The 24993-nt window shown below is 72.3% G+C and carries 19 protein-coding genes; 8 read left to right on the forward strand and 11 right to left on the reverse strand.

All coding sequences use genetic code 11. The annotated features are described in order from the left end of the window. Nucleotides 1-110 precede the first annotated feature (110 nt). The 3 genes from CP968_RS28590 to recQ all read left to right on the forward strand — a co-directional run bounded on the left by CP968_RS28590 (nt 111) and on the right by recQ (nt 9737). Nucleotides 111-7277 carry an RHS repeat-associated core domain-containing protein gene (locus CP968_RS28590; protein WP_150520733.1) on the forward strand — a complete coding sequence of 2389 codons (7167 nt, stop codon included), beginning with the start codon at nt 111-113 and terminating at the stop codon, nt 7275-7277. Further along, nucleotides 7268-7540 (forward strand): hypothetical protein, encoded by a 273-nt coding sequence (locus CP968_RS28595; protein WP_150520734.1) that lies wholly within the window; start codon nt 7268-7270, stop codon nt 7538-7540. Before CP968_RS28590 ends, CP968_RS28595 begins: the two co-directional genes overlap by 10 nt. A 145-nt stretch (nt 7541-7685) precedes the next feature. Further along, nucleotides 7686-9737 carry a DNA helicase RecQ gene (gene recQ / locus CP968_RS28600; protein ID WP_150520735.1) on the forward strand — a complete coding sequence of 684 codons (2052 nt, stop codon included), beginning with the start codon at nt 7686-7688 and terminating at the stop codon, nt 9735-9737. Between the two features lie 55 nt (nt 9738-9792). Here the strand turns inward: recQ and CP968_RS28605 are convergent, their stop codons facing one another. Both CP968_RS28605 and CP968_RS28610 read right to left on the reverse strand, forming a co-directional pair. After that, on the reverse strand, nt 9793-10761 hold the full coding sequence (locus CP968_RS28605) for a methylglyoxal synthase (RefSeq protein ID WP_167536862.1): 969 nt from the start codon (nt 10759-10761) through the stop codon (nt 9793-9795). Nucleotides 10762-11388: 627 nt separating this feature from the next. Beyond that, nucleotides 11389-11946, reverse strand: a complete 558-nt coding sequence (locus tag CP968_RS28610; RefSeq protein WP_229886882.1) for an EF-hand domain-containing protein — start codon at nt 11944-11946, stop codon at nt 11389-11391. Between the two features lie 143 nt (nt 11947-12089). Between CP968_RS28610 and cqsA the strand changes: the two genes are divergently transcribed. The 3 genes from cqsA to CP968_RS28625 all read left to right on the forward strand — a co-directional run bounded on the left by cqsA (nt 12090) and on the right by CP968_RS28625 (nt 15009). After that, a complete protein-coding gene (cqsA, locus tag CP968_RS28615) occupies nt 12090-13277 on the forward strand; it encodes an alpha-hydroxyketone-type quorum-sensing autoinducer synthase (RefSeq protein WP_150520737.1) in 1188 nt (395 codons plus the stop codon). Nucleotides 13278-13348: 71 nt separating this feature from the next. Then, nucleotides 13349-13984, forward strand: a complete 636-nt coding sequence (locus CP968_RS28620) for a DJ-1/PfpI family protein (RefSeq protein WP_150520738.1) — start codon at nt 13349-13351, stop codon at nt 13982-13984. 173 nt (nt 13985-14157) lie between these two features. After that, nucleotides 14158-15009 (forward strand): APH(3'') family aminoglycoside O-phosphotransferase, encoded by an 852-nt coding sequence (locus tag CP968_RS28625; RefSeq protein WP_229886881.1) that lies wholly within the window; start codon nt 14158-14160, stop codon nt 15007-15009. 112 nt (nt 15010-15121) lie between these two features. On the opposite strand, the gene CP968_RS28630 is transcribed toward CP968_RS28625, so the two are convergent. Further along, on the reverse strand, nt 15122-15994 hold the full coding sequence (locus CP968_RS28630) for a metalloregulator ArsR/SmtB family transcription factor (RefSeq protein ID WP_150520739.1): 873 nt from the start codon (nt 15992-15994) through the stop codon (nt 15122-15124). A 79-nt stretch (nt 15995-16073) separates the two neighbouring features. Here CP968_RS28630 and CP968_RS28635 point away from each other — a divergent pair, with 79 nt between their 5' ends. Next, nucleotides 16074-17186 carry a helix-turn-helix transcriptional regulator gene (locus tag CP968_RS28635; RefSeq protein ID WP_150520740.1) on the forward strand — a complete coding sequence of 371 codons (1113 nt, stop codon included), beginning with the start codon at nt 16074-16076 and terminating at the stop codon, nt 17184-17186. Here CP968_RS28635 and CP968_RS28640 read toward each other — a convergent pair. The 4 genes from CP968_RS28640 to CP968_RS28655 form a co-directional block, all read right to left on the reverse strand. Then, the gene (locus CP968_RS28640) at nt 17177-18172 is read right to left on the reverse strand and encodes an SDR family oxidoreductase (protein WP_150520741.1); all 996 of its coding nucleotides are present in this window, start codon (nt 18170-18172) and stop codon (nt 17177-17179) included. The genes CP968_RS28635 and CP968_RS28640 overlap by 10 nt on opposite strands. A gap of 145 nt (nt 18173-18317) precedes the next feature. Beyond that, nucleotides 18318-18803: a DUF4232 domain-containing protein gene (locus tag CP968_RS28645; protein ID WP_167536863.1), complete on the reverse strand. Its 486-nt coding sequence runs from the start codon at nt 18801-18803 to the stop codon at nt 18318-18320. A gap of 68 nt (nt 18804-18871) precedes the next feature. Next, nucleotides 18872-19159, reverse strand: coding sequence for a hypothetical protein (locus tag CP968_RS28650; protein ID WP_189829103.1), 288 nt, complete (start codon nt 19157-19159; stop codon nt 18872-18874). Nucleotides 19160-19322: 163 nt separating this feature from the next. Then, a complete protein-coding gene (locus CP968_RS28655) occupies nt 19323-19673 on the reverse strand; it encodes a beta/gamma crystallin domain-containing protein (RefSeq protein ID WP_189829102.1) in 351 nt (116 codons plus the stop codon). A 541-nt stretch (nt 19674-20214) separates the two neighbouring features. Between CP968_RS28655 and CP968_RS28660 the strand changes: the two genes are divergently transcribed. Further along, nucleotides 20215-21225, forward strand: coding sequence for a glutathione S-transferase family protein (locus CP968_RS28660; protein ID WP_150520744.1), 1011 nt, complete (start codon nt 20215-20217; stop codon nt 21223-21225). Nucleotides 21226-21288: 63 nt separating this feature from the next. Here the strand turns inward: CP968_RS28660 and CP968_RS28665 are convergent, their stop codons facing one another. The 4 genes from CP968_RS28665 to CP968_RS28680 all read right to left on the reverse strand — a co-directional run bounded on the left by CP968_RS28665 (nt 21289) and on the right by CP968_RS28680 (nt 24850). Further along, nucleotides 21289-22032 carry an amino acid ABC transporter ATP-binding protein gene (locus tag CP968_RS28665; protein WP_150520745.1) on the reverse strand — a complete coding sequence of 248 codons (744 nt, stop codon included), beginning with the start codon at nt 22030-22032 and terminating at the stop codon, nt 21289-21291. Beyond that, nucleotides 22029-22928, reverse strand: coding sequence for an amino acid ABC transporter permease (locus CP968_RS28670; RefSeq protein ID WP_150520746.1), 900 nt, complete (start codon nt 22926-22928; stop codon nt 22029-22031). Before CP968_RS28670 ends, CP968_RS28665 begins: the two co-directional genes overlap by 4 nt. A gap of 10 nt (nt 22929-22938) precedes the next feature. Continuing rightward, the gene (locus tag CP968_RS28675; protein WP_150520747.1) at nt 22939-23808 is read right to left on the reverse strand and encodes an ABC transporter substrate-binding protein; all 870 of its coding nucleotides are present in this window, start codon (nt 23806-23808) and stop codon (nt 22939-22941) included. 205 nt (nt 23809-24013) lie between these two features. Then, entirely contained in the window at nt 24014-24850 is an 837-nt protein-coding gene (locus CP968_RS28680; RefSeq protein WP_150520748.1) for an SAM hydroxide adenosyltransferase, read from the reverse strand. Nucleotides 24851-24993 lie beyond the last annotated feature (143 nt).

The following is a 24993-nucleotide window of genomic DNA, read 5'->3' on the forward strand; positions in this document are numbered from 1 at the left end:
CGTGCATGCACACCTGACTTTTGGTGGAAACCAATTTGAGATCCCGTTATTGGTACGGTAAAGGCGCGCGTCATAGACGTGCGCTCGGCTGGTCGATACCAGCCCTCGCCGTGACCCTTCTCGTCACCACCCTCAACGCACCTCCGGCGCAAGCCGCCGACCCCGCGCTGCCGCACCTGCAGAAGCTGACCAAGGTCGGGGGCAAGCCGGTCGCCGGCAAGCCCGCTCCGCCGTCCGCCGAGTCGCAACTCAACGCGTGGACCGCGCCGCCCAAGGTCGCCTGGCCCGCCGCCGGTTCGGCCGAGATCGACGTACCCGCGGCCTCCGCGCCGGGCACCGCCGGCCGCAGGACCGCCCTGCTGTCGGCTCCCGCGGCGGGTCCCGCCGCCCCCGAAGCCCCCGGCACCAAGGCCGGCACCCTGCCCGTACGCGTGGGCTCCGCGACGCCGCCGAAGTCCGCGGCCGGGGCGCGTTCGACGGCGTCCGCCTCCTCCGTCCCGACCGCCGCCGGCCCCGCACCCGCGGGTGACGGAGTCAAGGTCAGGGTCGGCCTGCACGACCGGGCCGCCGCCGGCCGCGCCGGAGTCACGGGCGGCCTGCTGCTGTCGGTCCAGCGCACCGACGCGCGCACCGGGGACGCCCCGGTCTCGGTCGAGCTGGACTACAACGCCTTCAAGAACGCCTACGGCGGCGGCTGGGGTTCGCGCCTGCGCTTCACCGCCCTGCCCGCCTGCGCCCTGACCACCCCGGACCGGCCCGAATGCCGTACCGGCACCCCCGTCAGCGCCGCCAACGACCCCAGGACGGGCACCCTCACGGCGACCGTCGACGCGCCCGCCCCCGCCCCCGCGGCCGCCCCCGGCTCCTTCGCGAAGGACGCGCCCGCCGCGAGCGCCCGCGGGATGCTCGCCCCGGCCGGCGTCGCGGCCCCGGTCGTCCTGGCCGCCGCACCCACCGCGGACGGCGCGAACGGCACGTTCAAGGCCACCTCTCTGAGCCCCACCGGGTCCTGGCAGGCCGGCGGTTCTGCCGGTGACTTCTCCTGGTCCTACCCGCTGGAGATCCCGGCCTCCCTCGGCGGCCCCAGCCCGTCCCTGGCGCTCGGCTACTCCAGCGCCCAGATCGACGGCCGCACCTCCGCCTCCTCGCAGCAGACGTCGTGGATCGGCGACGGCTGGGACATGGCCTCGAACTTCATCGAGCGCTCCTTCGTCCCCTGCAGCCAGGACAAGAAGGACGGGTCGGGCTTCAACAACCCGAAGGACGACACCGGCGACCTGTGCCACGGCGCGCCGATGCTCACCCTCTCCCTCAACGGCGGCTCCACGGCCCTGATCCTGGACGACCGCACCAAGCAGTGGAAGCCCGCCAACGACGACGGCTCCCGCGTCGAGCTCATGACCGGCGCCGCCAACGGCGACAAGACCGGCGAGCACTGGCGCGTCACCACCGCCCAGGGCGTCCAGTTCTGGTTCGGCCTCAACCGCGTCCCCGGCTGGACCACCGGCAAGCCCGTCACCAACTCGGCGCTGCTCGTGCCCGTCTACGGCAACCAGCCCGGCGAGGACTGCTTCAAGGCCGGCGACTTCGCCAACTCCGCGTGCGACCAGGCGTACCGCTGGAACCTCGACTACGTCGTGGACCCGCGCGGCAACGCGATGACCTACTGGTACGACAAGGAGGTCAACCACTACGGCTCGAACTACAAGATCGCCGGCGGCTCCACCAACCGGTCCTACGACCGCAGCGGCTGGCTCGACCACATCTCGTACGGCCTGCGCAGCGACAACCTGTTCGCCAACGCCCCGGCCCAGGTCGACTTCACCGTCGCCGAGCGCTGCCTGACGACGAAGGACTTCGACTGCGCCGAGGCCAAGCTCAAGCCCGAGGTCGACTGGAACATCGCCAAGATGTGGCCGGACACCCCCGGTGACCAGCTCTGCGCCGCGGGCGAGGAGTGCAAGGCCCGCTTCACGCCGACCTTCTTCTCCCGCAAGCGCCTGACCGAGGTCACCACCAAGGTCTGGAACGGCACCAAGCACACCCCGGTCGACACCTGGAAGCTGACCCAGGACTTCCCGCAGACCGGTGACGGCACCGACTACCCGCTGTGGCTCTCCGCCATCCAGCACACCGGCCGCAACGGCGCGGACCTCTCCCTGCCGCCGGTCACCTTCCGCGGCAAGCAGCTCCCCAACCGCGTCGACGGCATGGGCGACGGCAAGCCGCCCTACCTGCGCTACCGCGTCGAGGCCATCGACACCGAGACCGGCTCGACCGTCAACGTGCGCTACCGCGACCCCGAATGCCGGGCCGCGGCCCCCCGCGCGGTCCCCGCCTCACCCGAGGCGAACACCATGCGCTGCTACCCGGTCGTCAACGAGATCCCCGATCCGAACGACCCCAAGCACGAGAAGAAGCTCTACACCACCGACTGGTTCCACAAGCACATCGTCGACCGCATCTCGGAAGAGGACCGCAACGGCAACTCGCCGACGCGCGTCACCGAGTACGAGTACCTCGGCACGCCCGCCTGGGCGTACGACGACGAGACCGAGATGATGCGGCCGAACACCCGCACCTGGTCGCAGTGGCGCGGCTACGAACGGGTCCGCACCTACATCGGCGCCGCCCCCGACAAGCGCTCCCAGACCGAGACGCTCTTCTTCCGCGGCCTCGACGGCGACCGCGCCACCCCCGCGGGCGGGAAGAGGACGGTCAAGGTCAAGGACTCCGAGGGCAAGGAGCTCACCGACCACCGCCTCTTCGCCGGCCAGACCCGCGAGGTCCTCGCCTACAACGGCGAGGGCGGCGCCCTGGAAGCGGCCACCACGTACGTCCCCTGGCTCTCCGGCCCCGGCGCCTCCCGCGCCCGCGAGGGCGCCGAACCGCTGGAGTCCTACGTCCGCGGCACCACCAACGTGGCCTCCCGCATCCTGCTGTCCGACGGCCGCGGCTGGCGCCGGACCTCGCAGGACACCGCCTTCGACGCACAGGGCATGCCGCAGTCCGTCTCCGACCTCGGCGACGTCGCCGATTCCACGGACGACAGCTGCACCCGGTACGAGTACGAATCGGACCTCACCCTGTCGATCATCGGGCGGGAAAAGCGGATCGAGACGGTCGGCAAGGCCTGTGACGCCAAGAACGTCGCGCGCCCCGACGACGTGATCACCGACGCCCGCATCTCGTACGACGCGCTGGGCAACGTGGTGCGCTCCGAGTCGCTGTCTGGCTACGCCGACGGAAAGCCCGTCTACACCACCGACGGCACTTTGACCTTCGACGCGTACGGACGACCCAAGACCACCACCGACGTGTTCGGCAAGGTCAGCAAGATCGACTACACGCCGTCCGCGGGTCAGATCGTCACCAAGGTGGTCACCACCAACCCGCTGGGCCACACCGACACGACGGAGACCGACCTCGGCCGCGGCTCCATCCTGGCCAAGGAGGACGCCAACGGCCGCCGCAGCGTCATGGCCTACGACGCCCTCGGCCGCCTGACCAAGGCGTGGTCGCCCGACCGGGACCCGGCCGCCAAGTCCCCGGACGCGGAGTTCGCCTACGACGTCCGTCCCGACGGCCCGGTCGTCATCACGACCAAGAGCCTCCTGGACGACGGCACCTACCGCAGCAGCCACGAGATCTTCGACAGCAGCCTGCGCATCCGCCAGACCCAGATGGACGCCCTCGGCGGCGGCCGTGTCATCGCGGACACGTTCTACAACAGCCTCGGCCAGATCTGGAAGTCGAACGCCGCCTACTACACCGGCGGCGCCGCATCGGGCGTCCAGTGGGCCCCGAAGGACAACGAGGTCTCGGCCTCCACGCTGACGGAATACGACGGATCGGGACGCCCGACCGCACAGATCTCCCGCAAGTTCGGCGAGGAGACCTCCCGCACCACCACCGGCTACGGCGGCGACTCCATCACGGTCGACCCGCCCAGCGGAGAGACCCCGACCCGGGCCTTCCTCGACGGCCAGGGCCGCAAGACCGAGCTGCGCTCCTACCGCTCGGACTCGCCGACCGGCGCGTACGACACGACCCGCTACGCCTACGACCGGCGCGGGCAGTTGGAGAGCGTCGTCACCGACACAGGTGACACCTGGTCCTTCGGGTACGACATCCGCGGCCGCCAGACACGGGTCAGCGACCCCGAGAAGGGCGTGACGACCAAGGTCTACGGCAAGGGCGACCGGCTGGAGTCGGTCACGGACGCCCGCGGCAAGACCGCGGCACTCCTCTACGACGGACTCGGCCGCGTCACGGAGACCCACGAGGGGACCCTGACCGGCCCGAAGGCCACCGAGACGGTCTACGACACCCTGCCGGGGGCCGTGGGCCTGCCGGTCTCCTCGACGCGGTACGTCAACGGCAACGCCTACACCCACGCGGTGACGGGCTACGACCAGGAGTACCGGCCCACCGGTTCCACGGTCACCATCCCGGCCTCGGAGGGGGCGCTCGCGGGCACGTACGCCTTCTCCACCGGCTACCGTCCGAACACGGGTCTGACCGCGTGGACGCAGCAGCCCGCCCTCGGCGGCCTGCCCGCCGAGCGCGTGACGATGGCCTACAACCACTTCGAGCTCCCGACGGTCATGGGCGTGGCGGGCAAGACGTTCGTGGGCAAGGTCGACTACTCGCCCATGGGCGACGTCCTGCGCACGGAGACCGGCGCCGCCGGCTCCCAGGTGTTCACGACCAACTTCTACGACGAGCAGACCCGACGCCTGACCCGCACGGTCAACGACCGCGAGAAGGCGCCGGGCCAGATCAACGACACCTCGTACGCCTACGACGCCGTCGGCAACATCCTGAAGATCACCGACAAGGAGGGCGGCGCGGCCTCCGGGACGACCGACACGCAGTGCTTCACCTACGACCACATGCGCCGCATGAGCGAGGCGTGGACGGCGTCGGACGACTGCGCGGCCAAGCCCGACGCGGCCGGCCCCGGCTCCGCACCCAAGGTGGGCGGCCCGGCACCGTACTGGACCTCCTACGACTTCGACGGGTCGGGCAACCGGACCAAGGAGGTCCAGCACTCGGCCACCGGTGACCTCACCAAGGACGTGGTCCGCACCTACGGGTACGGCACCCCGGGCCGGCCCGGCGCCAACCGCCTCCAGCGGGTCGACACCACAGGCCCCGGTGGCACCCGCGCCGACACGTTCGCCTACGACGAGGTCGGCAACACCAAGACCCGCACGGTCCAGGGCAACACCCAGACCATGGACTGGGACTCCGAGGGCCACCTGGCGAAGGTGACCGAGGGGTCGAAGGTCACCGAGTTCCTCTACGACGTCAACGGAAACCGGCTGATCAAGCGCGATCCGTCGGGAACCACCCTCTACCTGCCGGGCACCGAACTGAGGCTCAAGCCGTCCGGAGCGGTCGAGGCCACCCGCTACTACGCCCACTCGGCCGGATCGACCATGGTCCGCACGGCCAAGGACGGCGCGGTCACGACCTCCTACCTGCTGGCCGACAACAACGGCACCGCCACGACCGCCGTGGACGCGTCGACCCAGGCCGTGGTGCGCCGCAAGTTCACCCCGTTCGGCGAGGCGCGCGGCGCCGCACCCGCGGTGTGGCCCGGCAAGAAGGGCTTCGTCGGCGGCGAGACCGACGAGTCCACCGGCCTGGTGCACCTGGGGGCACGGGAGTACGACCCCACCACCGGCCGCTTCCTGTCGGTCGACCCGATCGTCGACTACAGCGACGCCAAGCAGCAGAACCCGTACGCGTACGCCAACAACTCGCCCGTGACGTTCTCGGACCCGACCGGCAAGGCCATCGCGCCTCCGGTGATGCCGATCAAGGACTTCTCGGACGCGGAACTGGCCTGGGCGAACTGGGCGAAGGGCCGCAGCGCGCTCGACGTGGCGCTGGACGTCGCCATCGGCATCCTGAAGGACGTGTCCGGATACAACGACATCCGCGACTGCCTGGGCGGCGACTGGGGCGCCTGCGCGGGGCTCGCGTTCGAGGCGGCGCTGCCCTTCGCGGGCAAGGCCAAGCGCATCATCAAGGCCCTCGACCGCGCCTGGGACGCCTTCAACGGCTGGATGAGCAAACTGGCGCTGGCACGGGACATCATCGCCCGGGCCGAGCGCTACCAGCAGGCGATGGCCAAGTACGCCGAAGACCTGGCCGAGTGGAAACGCCAGATAGAGGAAGCGGCCGAACGGGCCCGGAAACTGGAGGAAGAGGCCGCGGCGGCCCGAAGAGCCGCACAGGAGAGAGCGGCGGCCGCCGCGAGGAAGGCGGAGGAGGCCAAGGCCACCGCCGCCCGGCAGGCCAAGGAAGCCGCGTCCCGGGCGAAGAAGGCGGACAAGGGGGGCAAGTCCTCCAAGGCCGCCGAACCGAAGAAGGCCGCGAAGAAGGAATCCGGCGAGGGAGGGGGCGGATCCTGCAAGGTCCGCAACAGCTTCACGCCCGGCACCGAAGTGGTGATGGCGGACGGTTCCACCAAGCCGATCGAGGACGTCGAGATCGGTGAGGAGGTGCTCGCCACCGACCCCGCGACCGGGACCACCGTTGCCGAACCGGTGGCAGCGAGGATCGTCGGAGACGGCGAGAAGAACCTGGTCCGCATCACCGTCGACACCGACGGGGACAAGGGAAGCGCGTCCGAGGTCATCACCGCGACCGACGGCCACCCCTTCTGGCTGCCGGAACGACGCGCGTGGGTGAACGCCGGCGAACTCCTGGCCGGGCAGTGGCTCCAGACCTCTTCGGGCGCCTGGGTACAGGTGGAGGCCGTCAGGGCTTGGACGCAGACCCAGCGGGTCCACAACCTGACGGTGACGGACACCCACACGTACTACGTCCGCGCGGGCGCGTCCTCCGTCCTGGTCCACAACTGCGGCGGTCTCAAGGACGCCTCGGACGACGATCTGCGCGCGGCCGCGCTGAAGGAGATCGCGCCGAAGAACGGCAAGCCCTTCAACCGCGACTACAACATGACCGAGGCGGGCCGTGCGCTGCAGAAGCACACCGACCCGGTCAAGCGCACCGCCGACCACGTGAAGAAGTACCTGCCGTTCCTCAACGGCGCCAACCGGCTCACCGACAAGAGGGCACTGAACGACGGCGGCGAGGTCCTGCTGGACGAGATCCTGGGAAGCTCCACCACCACGAGGACCATCGAGTCGTCGTCGGCCTTCTACGGAGGGGAGATACTGGACATCATCGAGAAATCCACCGGCCGCGGCGCGAGATGGAGCATGCGCGGTGGGGGACTCCAGTTCGAGGGATGGCTATGAGAGGTTTCACCGTCGGCGGCCGGGAGTACGCCGCCCTCATCGTCCTCGGCAGCGACGATTTCGACGCCATGGAAGTGGTGGAGATGATCGACGGTAGCCGCGGCGGGCTCCTGCTGGAGTTCCGGATGGACGAGGAGAGCGCCCGCCTGACCCACCTCGGCGCCGAGGTGGGCATCCCGCTCCTCCGGGCCTCCCTGGAGATCTTCCGCGAGGAGTTCCTGGAACCGAGGCGAGCGGCCGGCCTCGCGCTCCCGGCCTGGTAGACCCGGGCCGCTCGACCCGTCCGCGGGCCCCGTCGGAACCCTTCCGGCGGGGCCCCCGGCGTTTCCCGGCGACTCCGCCCGCCCGCCGTCCACAGGTTCGGGCGGTCCGGGCCGGGGTGTCGGCGGGTGCCGCTAGGCTTCGTGGATGGGCCTTTCCGACACTTCCCCCGAGACCTCCGACGCCTTGCGGGTGCTGCACCGCGTCTTCGGTTTCAGCTCCTTCCGCGGCGAGCAGCAGGAGATCATCGAGCAGGTCGTCGGCGGCGGTGACGCCCTCGTGCTGATGCCGACCGGCGGCGGCAAGTCGCTCTGCTACCAGATTCCCGCGCTCGTCCGGGACGGCACGGGCGTCGTGATCTCCCCGCTGATCGCGCTGATGCAGGACCAGGTCAACGCGCTGACCGCCCTCGGGGTGCGGGCCGGTTTCCTCAATTCCACACAGGACCCGTACGAGCGGCAGGCCGTCGAGCGGTCCTTCCTCGACGGCGAGCTGGACCTGCTCTACCTGGCCCCGGAGCGGCTGCGCACCGAGAGCGCCCAGCGGCTCCTCGACCGGGGCACGGTGTCGGTCTTCGCGATCGACGAGGCGCACTGCGTCGCCCAGTGGGGCCACGACTTCCGACCCGACTACCTGTCCCTGTCCATGCTGCACGAGCGCTGGCCGAAGGTGCCGCGGATCGCGCTGACGGCCACGGCCACCGAGGCCACGCACGCGGAGATCGTGACCCGGCTCGGCCTGGAGGACGCCCGGCACTTCGTGGCCAGCTTCGACCGGCCGAACATCCAGTACCGCATCGTCCCGAAGAACAACCCGACGAAGCAGCTGCTGGACCTGATCCGCACCGAGCACCCCGGCGACGCCGGAGTCGTCTACTGCCTCTCGCGGGCCTCGGTGGAGAAGACCGCGGCCTTCCTCGTGGAGCAGGGCATCGACGCCGTGGCCTACCACGCCGGGATGGACGCCCGCGCGCGGGCGGCGAACCAGGCGCGCTTCCTGCGCGAGGACGGGGTCGTGGTGGTGGCCACGATCGCCTTCGGGATGGGCATCGACAAGCCGGACGTGCGCTTCGTGGCCCACCTCGACCTGCCGAAGTCCGTCGAGGGCTACTACCAGGAGACCGGCCGCGCGGGCCGCGACGGCGAGCCCGCCACGGCGTGGCTGGCCTACGGGCTGCAGGACGTGGTCCAGCAGCGCAAGCTCATCGACGGCTCCGAGGGCGACGACGCGCACCGCCGGTCACTGGGCATGCACCTGGACGCGATGCTCGCGCTCTGCGAGACGGTCACCTGCCGCCGGGTGCGGCTGCTGGCCTACTTCGGGCAGTCGGGCGAGCCGTGCGGCAACTGCGACACCTGCCTGACCCCGGCCGAGTCCTGGGACGGCACGGTCGCGGCGCAGAAGCTGCTGTCCACCGTGTGGCGGCTGGCGAAGGAGCGGCGCCAGAAGTTCGGCGCCGGCCAGATCATCGACATCCTCCAGGGCAAGAAGACGGCCAAGGTCATCCAGTTCGACCACGACGGGCTCTCGGTGTTCGGCATCGGCGCGGACCTGGGTACCGCGGAGTGGCGGGGGGTCGTGCGCCAGCTGCTGGCGCTGCGGCTGCTGGCCGTGGAGGGCGACTACGGGACGCTGGTGCTGACGGAGGAGAGCGGCGAGGTGCTGGGCGGCCGCCGCAGCGTCTCGATGCGCAAGGAGAAGGCGCCCGCGAGCCCGGCCCGCAAGGAGTCCGGATCGCGCTCGTCGAAGGGCGCCCGGGTCCCGGTCGACCTGCCGGCCGAGGCCGAACCGGTCTTCCTGGCCCTCCGCGCCTGGCGGGCCGAGACGGCGCGCGAGCAGGGCGTACCGGCGTACGTGGTCTTCCACGACGCCACGCTGCGGGAGATCGCCACCCGGCTCCCCGCCACGGATCAGGAGCTGGGCACGATCGGCGGGATCGGCGAGGCGAAGCTCGCCAAGTACGCCGAGGGTGTCCTCGCCACCCTCGCCGCGTCCGGGGCCGGCGAGCCGGCCACGACCACGGCCTCCGCCGCGTCCACGGCCGCTCCGGCGGCCGCCCGTCCCGCGCCCGCCGACGCGCCCGCCCCGGCCGCTGCCGCGCGCCCGGCCCGCTCCGCGCCGCCGGCTGCCGCGGCGCCGTACGACGAGGAGCCGCCCTTCGGCCTGGACGAGGAGGTCCCGCCCGAGGAGGACTGGTAGGAGAGGGCCGAGCCGCACCCGCCGAAGGGCGGGTGCGGCTCGGGAAGCGGGTCGGTCAGGCCGGAACGGACACCGTCGGCGCGTCCGCCGCGGACTGTCCGGGGATCTGCAGGGCCGCGCTGGTGATCAGGGCGTCGGCGGTGGCGGAGTTCAGCGCGATGGGGATGTTGGCGAGGGCGGCGAGCCGGATCAGGGCGCGGACGTCGTCGCCGTGGGGGTGCGCGCTGAGCGGGTCGTAGAAGAAGATCAGCAGGCCGATGTCGCCGCTGGTGACGAGGGCGCCGATCTGCTGGTCGCCGCCGAGCGGGCCGCTGCGCAGCGGGGTGACCGGCAGACCGAGCCGGCGGTTGATGAGGGTGCCGGTGGTGCCGGTGCCGTAGAGGCGGTGCCGGCCGAGTTCGGCGGAGCGGCGCTCGGTCCACGCCAGGAGGTCGGCCTTGCGGGTGTCGTGGGCGACCAGGGCGATGCCCAGCGGTCCGCCGGCGGGGGCCTGGTCCCCGGTGAGCCAGGAGGCGTCCGCGAGGGGGTACAGCTGCACGGCGGCGGCCCGGAACTCGGCCCGGGTGATGCGGCCGTCGCCGTCCGCGTCGACGGTCTCGAAGGCCAGGCCCGAGGTGTCGCCGTCCAGCCCGGTCGCGCCGAAGATCCGCTCGTACTCCGCCGCGTCGATGGTTCCGTCGCCGTCCCGGTCGAGCGCGTCGGCCAGGCAGTCCACGGCGCGCAGGGTGGACTCCCGGAAGTGCGGGTCGGCGTCGAAGGCTCCGCGCGCGGTGGCCGCGATGAACTCCTGCTCGCTGATGCGTCCGCCGCGGTCGGTGTCGGACACGGCGGCGAGCTGGGTCCACAGCTCCGCGTAGGCGTCGTAGAGCGCGGTCCGGCGCCGCGTGTCGTCGGCGACGGTCAGCTTCTCGGCGACCCGGGCGGCGTAGGCGATCAGATCCTCACGGCCGAGCTGGCCGTCGCGGTCCAGGTCGTACGCGCGGAAGATCGCGGTGATGCGGGGCAGCCATGCTTCGGACGACATCGGGACGTACCTCTTTCGGGCGGGGAGGGGGAGCCGGGAGCGGCGCCCGCGGAGCCGGGCCGGAGCCGGGCGGGATCCGATCGGAGCGGCGCCGTCCGCCGTGGCGGCGCGGGCGGTACAGGATCCTCGCATCGCGGCGCCGCCCGTTCCGGCCGGATGCGGGTGCGCAGACCGGTACGACCCGAACGAGGGATGCCCGGTCCGACGGGGACATGGCCGGAAACACACGGATGCCGAAACGATCCCTCGGAGCAGGACCCCGCCCGACCGGCTCGGCACTTGCTTCCCGGCCCCGTGCGGATCACCATCGAACCGGTGCGCAGCCGGGGCGCGGCTTCGCGCGCGCACGGAGGGCGGCGCGGCCACCGGCACGGCATGAGCTGTGCTTCCTCGGCGCACAAGGGAGCTTTCAGCCCCTCGCCCGGTTCACTCGGTGGGGGGACACGGTCTCCCGCGAGGGTGACGACCGACGACGGGTGACCGGCGACGGGTGACCGACGAGCGGCGACGCGCCACGGGCGCCCGGGCGCGCCCGAGGACCGGGCGGGAGGCGTGCCCCGCGTCGCCGCGCCCCGCCCGTCGCGCCGCCCCGCGCCACCCGTCGCGCCGCCCGGTGCCGCGTCTCGCCTACAGGTTCCCGAACAGCCAGTTGCCGGGGGCCTGGGGGTCCTCGCTCGTGTAGAACTCCTCGGTGGCCCGGCGGATCTCGTCGCGGCCGAGGTTGCCGTCCCCGTCCACGTCGAGCCTGGCGAAGGCGACCTTCAGGTCCTGGGGGGAGGTGCCGAGGGACTTGATGTACATGGTCTGGAACTCGTCCTCGTCGATGAGGCCGTTGCCGTCCGTGTCGGCGATGTCCATCCAGGCGTCGACCATGACGCTCAGGCGCTGCAGGATGCCCTCGCGGTCGTTCGCGGCGGCCTTCCTCATCCCCGCGACGAACTCGGCCCGGTCCAGCACGCCGTCCTGGTCGGAGTCCATCGTGGAGAGGTCGTGGATCCACAGCTGGGTGAACGCACCCCGCAGGCGGGCGATCTTCGTGGCGTCACCGCTCAGGTCGAACGCGGCCGCGAGCCGGTTGCCGAGCACCAGCAGGTCCTCCTCGCGCAGGTTGCCGTCTCCGTCGACGTCGAGCATGGCGAAGGCACGGTCGAGCTTCCGGTCCAGCACTCCGGTAGCAGCATTCACAGGTCTTCTCCTCTACATCCGCCCACACGGGCACAAAGATCACCCAATGGTGATCACACGGGAGGAAACGATCGGCCATCTGCTTTGATACGGCTTCCGGAAAACGAAGTTGACCGTCCGTCGGCAAGAGGTCCACGCAGCTCATGACAGCCACCACCACGGCAGCCCCGCGCCTTCCCGCACCCTTCCGCCTCGGGATCGAGCGCCACATGCAGCGCGTCCGCCGGGACTGGGACGGCAGCCACCCGCTGCACGGCAGGCCACCGGGCCCGGACGCGGTCGTGGTCAACAGCAACGACTACCTCGCCCTCGCGCGCCACCCGCGCATCGTCCGGGCCATGACCGAAGCCTTGGACGCCGACGGCGCCGGCGCCCTCATGTCGGGCGTGTTCCTGCACGGCGACCACCCGCAGCTCCGGCTGGAGCGCGAACTCGCCGCCCACGTGGGGGCCCCGGCGGGGATCCTCTGCCAATCCGGCTGGGCGGCCAACACCGGACTGCTCCAGACCCTCACCGAGCCCGGCACCCCGGTCTACATCGACATGATGGCCCACATGTCCCTGTGGGAGGGCGCCCGCATCGCGGGCGCGGCCATCCACCGCTTCCGGCACAACGACACCGACCACCTGCGCCGCCGCATCGGCGACCACGGGCCCGGCGTCATCCTGGTCGACTCGGTCTACAGCACCGACGGCAGCACCTGCCCCCTCCGCGAGACGGCGGACCTGGCGGCGGAGTACGACTGCGTCCTGGTGGTCGACGAATCCCACTCCCTCGGCACCCACGGCGACCTCGGTGACGGCATGACCGCCGGCCTCGGCCTCACCGACCGGGTCCACTTCCGTACCGCCAGCCTCTCCAAGGCCTTCGCGGGCAGGGCCGGCTTCATCGCCTCCTGCGACGCATCGTTCACCGGCCATTTCAAGATGGGCTCCCACCCGGCCGTGTTCAGCTCCACCCTGCTGCCCCACGACCTCGCCGGTCTCGCCGAAACGCTCGCCCTGATCCGCGAGGACACCTGGCGGCGCACCCGCCTGCACGGGATCTCCACCCGTGTGCGCGGGGAACTCTCCGCCGCCGGCCTCGACCTCCACGACTCGCGCAGCCACATCCTGGCCCTGGTGGCGGGCGACGAACGGCAGGTCATGGCCCTGCGTGACACCCTCGAAGACCGTGGTGTCTTCGGCTCCGTCTTCTGCCCGCCCGCCACCCCCCGCACCCGCTCACTGGTCCGGATCTCCCTCCACGCCGGGCTCTCCGACCTCCAGGTGGACCGCCTCATCACCGCCTGCCTGCGCACCCGCTCCGCCGCCCCGGTCCGCCGCCCCTGACCCGACACGGCCGCGGGCGCGGCAGAATCGTTCCCGGACCGACCCCGTGGACGGTGGCTATGCTGCGGCGCATGGACATCGTGATCCCGCTCTTCGACCGCTTCGAGCCGCTCGACGCGATCGGGCCGTACGAGATCCTCGGCAACGTGCCCGGCGCCACCGTGCGGTTCGTCGCCACCGAACCCGGCCTGGTGCGCGACGCGTTGGGCTCCCTGCCGGTGCACGTCGGAACCGGGTACGCCGAGGTGGAGCGCTGCGACGTCCTGCTGATCCCGGGCGGGGGCAGCCACCTGGCCATGGTCGAGGACCCGGCCTTCCTCGACTGGGTGCGTCGGATCCACTCCGGCACCCGCTTCACCACCTCGGTCTGCACGGGCTCCCTGGTGCTCGGCGCGGCAGGCCTGCTGGAGGGCCTGACCGCCACCACCCACTGGGCCGCGGTGGCCGCTCTGGAGTCCCACGGCGCCGTCTACACCCCGGAGCGGGTGGTCCGGCACGACCGGTTGATCACCTCGGCCGGGGTCTCCTCCGGCATCGACATGGCGGTCCGGCTGGCCGCCCTGCTCACCGACGAGGTCACCGCCCAGGCGATCCAGCTCTACACCGAGTACGACCCGCAACCCCCCTTCGACACCGGCTCGGTGGCCAAGGCCCCGGCCGAGGTCCTCGCGCGGGCGCGCACGCTGGGACGGTCCGGTAGGGCGTGAGCGACGGGTCAACCGGCCGGCCGTCCATGGATCCCGTTCACCGGTCCCGTCCATGGAGCCGCACCGCGGGCGGCGTCGCCCGCCGCCGCCCGTTGGGCCGTCGGGCCGTACCCGCCGGTGCGCCGTCCCGGGAACGCCCGGCGTGCCGTCGTGGCCGGCCTACGGTGCATTGCGTGATCGACGGCTCTGAACCCCCGGCCGCACCGCCCGCGCTCCCGGGCGACGGCGCCGCCTGGCTGCCCGTCACCACGGGCGAATCGGGGGCCGCGGTCTTCCGCAGCGCGGACGGGACCCGGTACGCCAAGTGCGTGGCCGCCCGCGACGCCGAGGAGCTGGAGGCCGAGCGGGACCGCGTCGCATGGCTGAGCGGCCACGGGGTGCCGGGGCCGCAGGTGCTCGACTGGCAGACCGGATCCGCGGGCGCCCGCCTGGTGACCAGCGCCGTCCCCGGGGTGCCCGCCGACCAGGTGTCCGCCGCGGACCTGCTGGCCGCCTGGGAACGCATCGCGGCGGCCGTCCGCGGGCTGCACGACGTACCCGTACGGCAGTGCCCGTTCCGCCGGGACGTCGACGGGATGGTGGCCGTGGCGCGCGACGTCGTGGCCCGGGGCGCGGTGAACCCCGCGTTCCTGTCGACCGGGCAGCAGCGCACGCCGCCCGCGGAACTGCTCGCCCGACTGGTCCCGCAACTCCCGCTGCGCCGCGAGCAGGAAGCCGCCGACGCGGTGGTCTGCCACGGAGACCTGTGTCTGCCCAACATCGTCCTCGACCCGCGCACCCTGGACGTGTCGGGCTTCATCGACCTCGGCCGGCTGGGACGGGCCGACCGCCACGCCGACCTGGCGCTGCTGCTGGCCGACGCGCGACACTCCTGGAAGGACGAGGAGCGGGCACGGGCCGCGGACACGGCGTTCGCAGAGAGCTACGGCGTCGTCCTCGACCACGACCGGCTGCGCTTCTACCTGCACCTCGACCCGCTCACCTGGCCCCGGCGCCCGTCCTCGCCCCCGGCCGGCGCCGCGTGACCGCTGCCCGGGTGCCACGGGGGAGCGGTGGCGTCAGGCGTCCACAGGGAGAGACTCATGCTGGTGACGAGGCGGCGGCGCGCGGTCTGCTCGCTCTGCTCGTTGTGCTCGGTCACGGTGTGCTCCTCGGTCCGGTGCCGGCGTCGGTGCCGGTGGCGTCCGTTTGGTGTGCGGCGGCGGCCAGGGCCGTCGCGAGCGTGTCGAGGCTCTGACCGAAGCCGGTCTCGATGCCCGCGACGAAGTCCGCCGATTCGACCGCGCTGTCGGTGATCCGCCAGTGGACGGCGAGGTCCGTGCCCGTGTCGGTGGGCCGGAGGTCCAGCTCGACGCGCGCGGTGAAGGCGGGGGCGCCGTCGGGCAGCAACGGGGAGAGCCGGTAGGCGAGGTGCTCGCCCGGGCGCACCTCCTCGACCACCCCCTCCGCCCGCCCGACGACCGCGTCGGAGCCGTCGGCGTCCTCGGCGTCGCGGTACTCCTGGACGATCCGGCCGCCCGGTCGCGCCTCGAAGGCGAGTTCCGAGACGCGGAGGTCGTCGGGCGTCCACCACCGGGCGAGCAGGGCGGTGTCGGTGAGATGGCTCCAGACGAGCTCCGGCCGGCCCCTCAGTGAGCGGACGAAGCCGAACGAGCGGTCGTCCGCCCACCCCGTCTCCACCGCCGCGAGCCGTTCCGTGTGCCGGGTGAGCACCTGGCGGTCGTAGGCGGCGAGCGGCCCGTCGGGCCGGTCCGCGCCGTCGGCGAGACCGGTGAGCACCGCGGCCAGGTCCCGCAGGGGGGCGGCCCGGAGGGCGTAGACGCGGCGCTGTCCCGCGCGGCGGGAGTCGACGAGACCTGCGCGTTCGAGGGCCTGGAGGTGCTTGCTCGTCTGCGGCTGGCGGGCCTCGGCCAGCTGCGCGAGAACGCCGACCGAGCGGGGCCGCTCGGCCAGGAGGGTCACGAGCCGCCAGCGGGCCGGATCGGCCAGGGCGGCGAGAAGGGCGTCCATGCGGAGAAGTATTCTCCACAGGGAATATTCGTGTCAAGGAATGTTCGGACCGGGGCGTGCCGTCCGCGATCCTTGGGTCATGCGCGCCGCCCGCCTCATCCGCATGGCCCTCCTCGTCCAGTCGAGCCCCGGTCTGACCGCCGCGGTCCTCGCCCGCGAGCTGGGCGTCTCCGAGCGCACCGTGATCCGTGACGCGCAGGCCTTGCAGGAGGCGGGCGTGCCCGTGCGCTCCGAGCGCGGCCGGACCGGCGGCTACCACCTGGCCCCGGGCTACCGGACCCGGCTCACCACGCTGGCCCCGCCCGAGGCGGAGACGCTCTACCTCTCCGGTCTCCCGGCCGCCCTGCGCGACCTCGGGCTCTCGGACGCGGCGGACACGGCCCGGCTGAAGCTGGCGGCCACGCTGCTGCCGTCGCTGCGGGCCGCGGCCGAGTCGTCCGTGCGCCGCTTCCACCTCGATGCCCCGGCCTGGTTCCGCGAGCCGTCGGCGCCGGAACTGCTGCCGCAGCTGGCCCGCGCCGTGTGGTCCGACCGCGCCGTCGAGCTGGCCTACGCGCGTCCCGGCCGGGACGGCGCCCCGGCCCGTGCCGTCACCCGGCTGCTGGAGCCGTACGGGCTCGTCCTGAAAGCGGGGGTCTGGTACGTCGTGGGCCGCGTCCCGGACGGGCGGGAGGAGGGCGGCGGGGCCTGGCGCACCTACCGCGTCGACCGCGTCACCGCGCTCGCCCCGGCCCCCGCGACCGCCGGACCCTTCTCGCGCGACCCGTCCTTCGACCTGGCCGCACACTGGCAGGCGCACGCGGCGGGCTTCGCCCGGGCCCTGCTGCGCACCACCGTCACCGTGCGCCTGACCGAGCGCGGTCTGCGCCGCCTGCCCGCCGTCGCGGACCCCGCCGGAGTGGCCGGGGCGCTGGCCTCCGCCACCGCGCCGGACCCCACCGGGCGCGTCACGCTCGACCTGCCGGTCGAATCCGAGGACGTCGCCTTCGGCCAGCTGACCGGGCTGGGCGCGGACGCCGAAGTGCTGGCACCCGAAGGGCTGCGCGGCCGCTTCCGCGAGCACGCGCAGACCCTCGCCGCCCTGTACGGGACGGACCCGGCGGACGGGGGGCGGCGGCCGCCGGCGCGGCCCGCCGCGAGCGCTGCCGCCGACCCCGTCACGCCGTCCCCGTCACCACGAGGTCAGCGGTAGTCGTCGGCCGGGGCGGCCTTGCCGCCGTACACCACGTCCTCGAAGTAGGCCCACGCGTCCGGCCGGCTCCCGTCCACGTCCCGGACGTCGTAGGTCCTGGCCAGCTCCGCACTGGAGGTCGACTTCCCGTTCCACCGGGCGGCCCGGTCCGGGTCGGCGGCGAGCGCGGCGACCGCGCGGGCGAGGTAGTGCGGCGACTCCGCGATGGCGAAGGAGGGCTCCTGGGCGACGGCGTCGCGCCAGTTCTCCTCGGTCACGCCGAAGGCGCCGAGCATCTGCTCCGAGCGCAGGAACCCGGGTGTGACGGCGACGGCGGCGCCCCCGTACTCCGCCAGCTCCTCGCCCAGCCCGAAGGCGATGCGGATCGGTGCGTTCTTGGCGAGGTCGTAGTAGAGGTTCTCGCGGTAACGGCGGTTGGAGACGGCCGTGCCGTCGGTGACCTCGATGTGCAGCGGGGCGTCCGAGCGGATGAGGAGGGGGAGGGCCAGCGCCGCGGTGATCACGTGCGAGCGCACGCCGAGCTCCAGGATGCGCAGGCCGTCGGCGAGCGGGGTCTCCCAGCTCTTCTTCCCGAAGACGGAGCCGACGAGCAGGTGTTCGCCGCCCCACAGGTCGTTGACGAGGATGTCGAGCCGTCCCTGCTCGCCGTCGATCCGCTCGACGAGGGCGCGCACCCGGTCCTCGTCGAGGTGGTCGGTGGGGACGGCGATGCCGGTGCCGCCGGCCGCCGTGACCAGCTCCGCCGTCTCCTCGATGGTCTCGGTGGAGCGGCCGACCTCACTGGCCCGCGTACGGGTGGTGCGGCCGGTGACGTAGACGGTGGCGCCCGCGCGACCGAGCTCGACGGCCAGGGCCCGGCCGGCGCCGCGGGTCGCCCCGGCGACGAGGGCGATCCGGCCGGCGAGCGGGGCGGTCCGGCCGTCGGTGGCCGGCCGCGGGTCGGTGGGGACGGGGGTGTGCGTCTGCGGGTTCTCGTTCTGGGTCATGCCCCCACGGTGGACGCCAAAGGTGACAGTTCACGTCACCTTTTCCGGAGCGGCCGGAAAAATCCACCCGGCTCCTCCGTCACCGCGCGCCGCGGCCGCCGGACGGCGCCCGCCGTCCGGCCGCGGCGCGGGGAGAGCCCGCGGTTCACCCTGTCGCGCTGACCGTGAAGCGGTCCGAGCAGACCTTGAAGGGCGTCTTGAGCAGGAACGCGTCCGTGGACGCGGGCGGGTAGACCTTCAGGAACGCGCCCTCGGGCAGGCAGGCGCCGCCGAGCGGGCCGTTCGTGGTGCGGAGGGTGGCCGTGGCGCTGCGGCCGGGTGCCAGCGAGACCGCCCCGGGCGCCCCGCCGTCGCGGTCGGCCGGCTCGCCGATCTGCCGCCGGGCGCCGTCCAGGACGCTCACGCCCGGGAATCCGCGCAGCGTGCACGGGCGGTCGCCGGTGTTGGTGAAGTGCAGCGGCAGGTACAGCTGGCCCGCGCCGGCGTCCGGTTCGCCGACGGACACGTCCAGTTCGCCCGACGCGCAGGTGCGTTCGCCCGCGGGCCCGGACGCGACCGCCGGCACCGAAGCCACCAACGCGGCACCCACGGCCAAGGACAGCAGGGCGGGAATCGCCGTTCGCGCGGACATCACCATGACTCACCTCGATCGATCGGCTGACGGGGGCCGCCAGCACACCTGGTTGGCGTCCCTCCCGCCTACCCGCGACGCGCGTCCTGAAGCCGCCCGTGCGCCCACGTCCGGTTCTCGACGGTCGAGGGCTCGGGTCCGGCGCTGTTGCGCGCCTTGATGTACGCGGTGATCTCCCGGGTGGGGAACCTGCCGGCGGATCCCCGTTCGGCGCCGATGCAACCGTTGACGGCCACATGGCCGGTGGCCGTGCCTCCGCCGCACGCGACCGCCGCGGCGTGCGCGTCGTCCGGGAGGGTCGGCAGGGTCGGCGCGGCTGCGCCGAGGATCGTTCGTGCGCGGCGGGCGCCGGCCACGCCCGGGGGCGTGGCCGGCGCGGGAATGCGGTGGGCCGGTCGGTGCGGGGAATCGGTTCACGGACGGTCGGTCATCTCCGGAGAGCGGCTGATTTCCGGATCGGCACATCATATGAATTCATGAACCTGTTCCCCGTTCCCGTTCGGTCATGGCTCCCGTTCGTCACAGGATTTCGATGTCCCCGACCTTCGGGGGGCGGTTCGGGAAGGAGATCTCGTGCCACCGTTCGATTTTCACGGAATCGCCGTTCACGTCGTAGTAGATCAAGTCGTTGTTCCCCGTGGAGATCTTGTCGATCCACCACCCGCCGAAGGAGGTCCTGCCGCGGTTCGCGTAACAGTCCACACTGCTGCGACCAGCGCCGTCGTGCGACCAGATCTTCAGATAGTCCTCCCCGCCGCGGCAGGGGATGTGGTCGATGGCGTAGGCGTTGCCGGGCACGACCATGGTGAACGCCGCCGCCGCGGCGAAGGCCACGGCCACGGAGCGTGCGGCCTTCTTCGTCCTTGACATCACGAGTTTCTCCTCGCTTCGGATGTGGAACCGGAAAGTCGTGTGATGACCCGATCTGATGGCGGCCTGTGGTCAGGCAATTGCACCGCCTTCGACGGGGTTCTGACTTTCTCCCGTGTTTTGCACAAGGACCATCCTGCGAGACTGCTGTACACGGCAATCTTTTATGGAATGACCGGCTGGAATCCACTCCCGAATGTCCGGATCATTACCGTTCAGCCGGTTGGTCGGGCGGGATCCGCCCTCGGCGCGGGACGGCGTGTGAGGTCTCGGCCAGGCGGGGTAGGGGCCGGAGGAGGCGCGGAGCCCCTCCGGCGAGGGGCACCGCGCGGCCGGGAGCGCGGACCCGGCCGCGCCCTGCGTCCCCGAGACGCCGCCACGACCGCGCGGGCCGGGCGGCGACGGCGAAAGGAAGGGCCATGGAAGCGGCCGTGTACGAAGGACCGCGGGCGGCGACCGTCGCGGACGTGCCCGACGCGAGGACCGGACATCCCGGCGACGGACCGGCCGGGCCGCCGGCCGGCCGGTCCGGGGGGACCTCATGAGCTACGTGAGCCCCGGCGGGACGTACGCGCGCGACAGCCGCTACCTCACCACCCGGATCACCGCGGACGGGCGGGACGGCTTCCCCGTCGAACCGGGCCGCTACCGCCTGGTGGTCAGCCGGGCCTGCCCGTGGGCCAGCCGCGCGATCATCGTCCGGCGCCTCCTCGGGCTGGAGGACGCGCTGCCCATGGCCGTGGCCGGCCCGACCCACGACGAACGGAGCTGGACGTTCGACCTGGACCCCGGAGGCCGTGATCCGGTGCTCGGCATCGAACGGCTCCAGGAGGCCTACTTCGCCCGCGACCCCGGATACGACCGCGGCGTCACCGTCCCCGCGATCGTGGACGTGCCGACCGGCCGCGTGGTGACCAACGACTTCCCGCAGATGACGATCGACCTGTCGCTGGAGTGGACCGCCCACCACCGCGCGGGCGCCCCCGCGCTCTACCCGCGGGAGCTGCGGCCGGAGATCGACTCCGTCGACGAGGCCGTCTACCAGGACGTGAACAACGGCGTCTACCGGGCCGGCTTCGCGGGGTCGCAGGAAGCGTACGAAGCGGCCTACGCGCGCCTGTTCGCCCGCCTCGACCGGCTCACCGACCGGCTCGCGGCCTCCCGCTACCTCGTCGGCGACACGATCACCGAGGCGGACGTCCGGCTCTTCACCACGCTCGTCCGCTTCGACGCGGTCTACCACGGCCACTTCAAGTGCAACCGGCGGAAACTGTCCGAGATGCCGGTGCTGTGGTCCTACGCGCGCGACCTGTTCCAGACGCCCGGTTTCGGCGACACGGTCGACTTCGACCACATCAAGCGCCACTACTACCTGGTGCACCGGGACATCAATCCCACCGGCATCGTCCCGGCCGGTCCCGACCTCTCGGGGTGGCTCGCGCCCCACGACCGGGCGTCCCTGGGCGGCCGCCCCTTCGGCCGGGGCACGCCCCCGGGGCCGGTGGCCCCGTCCGAGGCCGTCCCGGCCGGACACGGCCCGCAGCCGGGCTGACCGCGGCCGCCGTGTGCCGTCCGCGCCGCCCCGCCCGGCGCCCCGGCCGGCCGCGGACGCCGGTCAGGAGCGGTCGAGCACCCGCGCCAGGAACCGTTGCGTGGACTGCTCCCGCGGAGCGGTCAGCACCTGCTCCGCGGTGCCCTGCTCCACGATCACGCCGTCCTCCAGGAAGCAGACCCGGTCCGCGACGTGCCGGGCGAAGCCCATCTCGTGCGTGGCCATCAGGATCGTCAGGCCGCGCTGCTTGAGGTCCGCGACCACGTCCAGGACCTCGGCCACCAGTTCGGGGTCGAGGGCCGAGGTGATCTCGTCGAAGAGCAGCAGCTCGGGCTCGGTGGCCAGCGCGCGGGCGATCGCCGCGCGCTGCTGCTGTCCGCCGGACAGCCGGTCGGGATGCTCCCGCGCCTTGTCCGCCAGCCCGAACCGGGCCAGCAGCTCATGGGCCGACTCCTCGGCCTGCCGGCGCGGGACGCCGTGCACCTGGCGCGGCGCGAGCGTGATGTTGTCCAGCACGCTCAGGTGCGGGAAGAGGTTGTAGGCCTGGAAGACGATGCCGATCCGACGGCGGGCCGCGTTGGGATCCAGTCGGGGGTCGGTCAGTTCGGTCTCGCCCAGGTGGACGGTGCCGTCGTCGACGACCTCCAGCAGGTCCACGCAGCGCAGCAGGGTCGACTTGCCGGACCCCGAGCCGCCGATGAGGCAGACGACCTGGTGTTCGGCGACGTCCAGGTCGATCGAGCGCAGCACCAGCCGCGGCCCGTACCGCTTGCGGAGGCCGCGGATGCGCAGCAGCGGCCGGCTCATCGGCCCGTCTCCGCCCAGGTGCGCTGCGCCGCCCGCTTCTGGAGCCGGTCGGCGAAGCGGGTCAACGGAATGGTCACCGCGATGAACAAGAGAGCCGCTCCCAGGTACGGGGTGTAGTTGAAGTCGTAGTCCGCCTTGATCTGCGCGGCCCGCAGCGCCTCCAGCGGACCGAGCACGGCGACCAGCGCGGTGTCCTTCTGCAGCGCGATGAAGTCGTTGAGCAGGGGCGGGAGCACGTTGCGCACCGCCTGCGGCAGCACCACGTGCCGCAGCGTCTGCCGTTCGCCCAGTCCCAGCGCCCGTGCGGCGTTGCGCTGCGCGGGGTGCACCGAGTTGAGCCCGGCGCGCAGCACCTCGCCGACGTAGGCCGCGTAGGAGAGGACCAGCGCGATCACCCCGAGCACCCAGGGATCGGAGGGGGTGCCCTGCAGGCGCAGGGCCGGCAGGCCGAAGCCGACCAGGAAGACCAGCAGCAGGGTCGGCACGCCGCGGAAGACGTCCACGTAGACGGTCGCGGCCAGCCGCAGCGGCTGCAGACCCGGCGCGCGGGTCACGCGCACCAGGGCGATCAGCAGTCCCAGGACGAGGATCAGCACCTCGGCGATCAGGAACATCTGGATGTTGAGCCAGAAGCCCCGCAGGAGTTCCGGGAACGCGGCCCGGAGCTCGGCGCCGTCGAGGAACAGGCTGTCGACGCGCTCCCAGCCCGGCGACGCGACCGCGACGGCTCCCAGCGCCACCACCGCGACGAGGGTGCAGAGGGTGGCGGTCCAGGTGTGGCGCCGCTTGCGGGAGCGGCGGAACCGCTGGCGCTCCTGCTCGCGGTCGCTCGGTCGGTAGGTGTCGTCCGGCGATGTGACCGGCCGCTGCGGCGCGGCCGTCTTCCCGAGGTCCACAGCCGCCCCGCTACGGCTTCAGCTCGGGAACGTTCGCGGAGGCCGACAGCCACTGCGAGGTCAGTTTGGCGAGCGTGCCGTCGGACCTGAGGGCGCCCAGCGCCTGGTTCACGCAGGTGGTGAACTTGCTGTCCTTCGGCAGGAGCAGGCCGAACTCCTCGGGCGTGCCGCCCGCATAGCCGAACTGACCGACGATTTTGGCGTTGTCCAGTTCGGAGCCGGCCAGGTAGAAGACGGTCGGCAGATCGGTGACGATCGCGTCGATCTGACCGTTCTTCAGCGCGTTGACCTCGTCGTTGGTGGTGTTGAAGACGCTCGGCTGGCGCGAGGGCTTCAACTGGTCGAGCACGGCCTGGTAGCTCGTGGTGGCGACCTGCACGCCGATCCTGGCGTCCTTGAGCGCGCCCAGGGACGTGGCCTTCGCGAAGCCGGAGTCGTCCAGTGTCAGGACGGCCTGGTCGGCCGTGTAGTAACTGGCGGAGAAATCCACGGCCTGCGCGCGCTGCGGGGTGACGGAGATCTGGTTGATGTCGAAGTCGAAGTTCTTCGCACCGGGGGCGTAGGAGTGCGCGAAGGGTTCGACGACCCACTTCACCTGGTCCTGGGCGAAGCCGAGTTTGCCGGCCACCGCGTAGGCCACCGCGCTTTCGAAGCCCTTGCCGTTGGACGGGGTGTTGTCCTCGAACCACGGCGCATAGGCCGGGGAGTCGGTCGCGACGGTCAACTGACCGCGCTTGTGGAGACCGGGGCTGTTCGCGGTGCAGTCGGGGCTGCCGGAAGCGGCCGCGCCGGTGTCGCTCTCCGGCTGGGGTGCGCAGGCGGCGGCCGCCAGCACGACGGCGGCGGCGGAAACCGCAAGGGCTATGCGGGTACGGGACATGGGGGGTCCTTCGAAGTCCGAGAAAGAGGTGCGAATACGGGCCGGCGCGGTGCGCTCAGCGACACAGGTCCGCGGCGCAGCGCACGTTGTCCACGTGGCGGCGGCGTACCAGCGGGAGGGTTTCGGACATGCGTTTCAGCATTCCGGGTGACGGAGACCGGTGTCAATCTCGCCGGCTCCGGTGGGGTAACGCGTCGATAACATGTCAGCTGGTGAGATGAAATACCTGGTCACCCTGGCGCAGACCGAACAGGTCCGCCGCCGAACCACCGCGGACCACGAGTTCGGCGAAGCCGATCCCGGAACTCCCGACCGTGATTCCGGGCTCGCCGAACGGAACGTCCGGGAGCCGGTCGTAACAGCGCACCCGCACGGTGCGGCCCTCGCGCCGGCTGTGGACGGACAGCCCCTCGGCGCCGTCGTAGCCGGGCAGGTCGGCGGCCGGCCGGTCCAGCTTGCAGTTGCCGAAGTTGTCCACGACCGCGACCCGCACCTCCTGCGGGGCGGGCTCCCGCACGGCCGTCGGACGCGCCGGAACCGGGCGGCCGTCGGCCAGCCAGCGGGCCAGCAGGGGCACGTACCAGAGGCTGCGGAACTGGGTCCGCACCATCTCCTCGACCTCGGCCGGCGCCAGCTCGGCCCACCCGGCGGCAGCGGCCTCCAGTACCTCGCGGACATCGGTGACCTGGACCTCCGTCAGCCCCAGGTAGGTCACCAGCGGGGCGAGGACGCGGTGGTTGAGCGTGCTGATGACCAGGTGGTCCCCGTGGCGGAAGTAGCAGAACGGCACGCCGTTGGGCCAGTGCCCGTCCCGCGGAGCGATGTTGACCAGGACCACGACCGGCTGCGTCGGGCCGCCGATCAGATCCGTGGAGCGCAGCAGGTCGAGCAGGGTGAGGGCGGCGGCGCCCTCCGGGTCCGGTCCGCCCAGGGGCAGGACGGTCGGCGTGGCGCCGAAGAGGGTGGCGATCCGGGCGGACTGGCGGGCCAGCGCGTTGGGGTCGGCGCAGTCGGTGAGGGCGACGACGGGCAGACGGGTCATGGCGGGTACTTCGCCTTCTGTGGGGTGGCGACGGGGTGGGGTGTCAGCGGGGTGGGGTGGCGAGGGGGCTGGAGGAGGGGCTGGAGAGGGGCGGGGCAACAAAAAACGGACCCTCCGTTTCCGGAGGGTCCGTCGCAGCGTGT

This window comes from Streptomyces subrutilus (assembly GCF_008704535.1).
Lineage (GTDB): Bacteria > Actinomycetota > Actinomycetes > Streptomycetales > Streptomycetaceae > Streptomyces > Streptomyces subrutilus.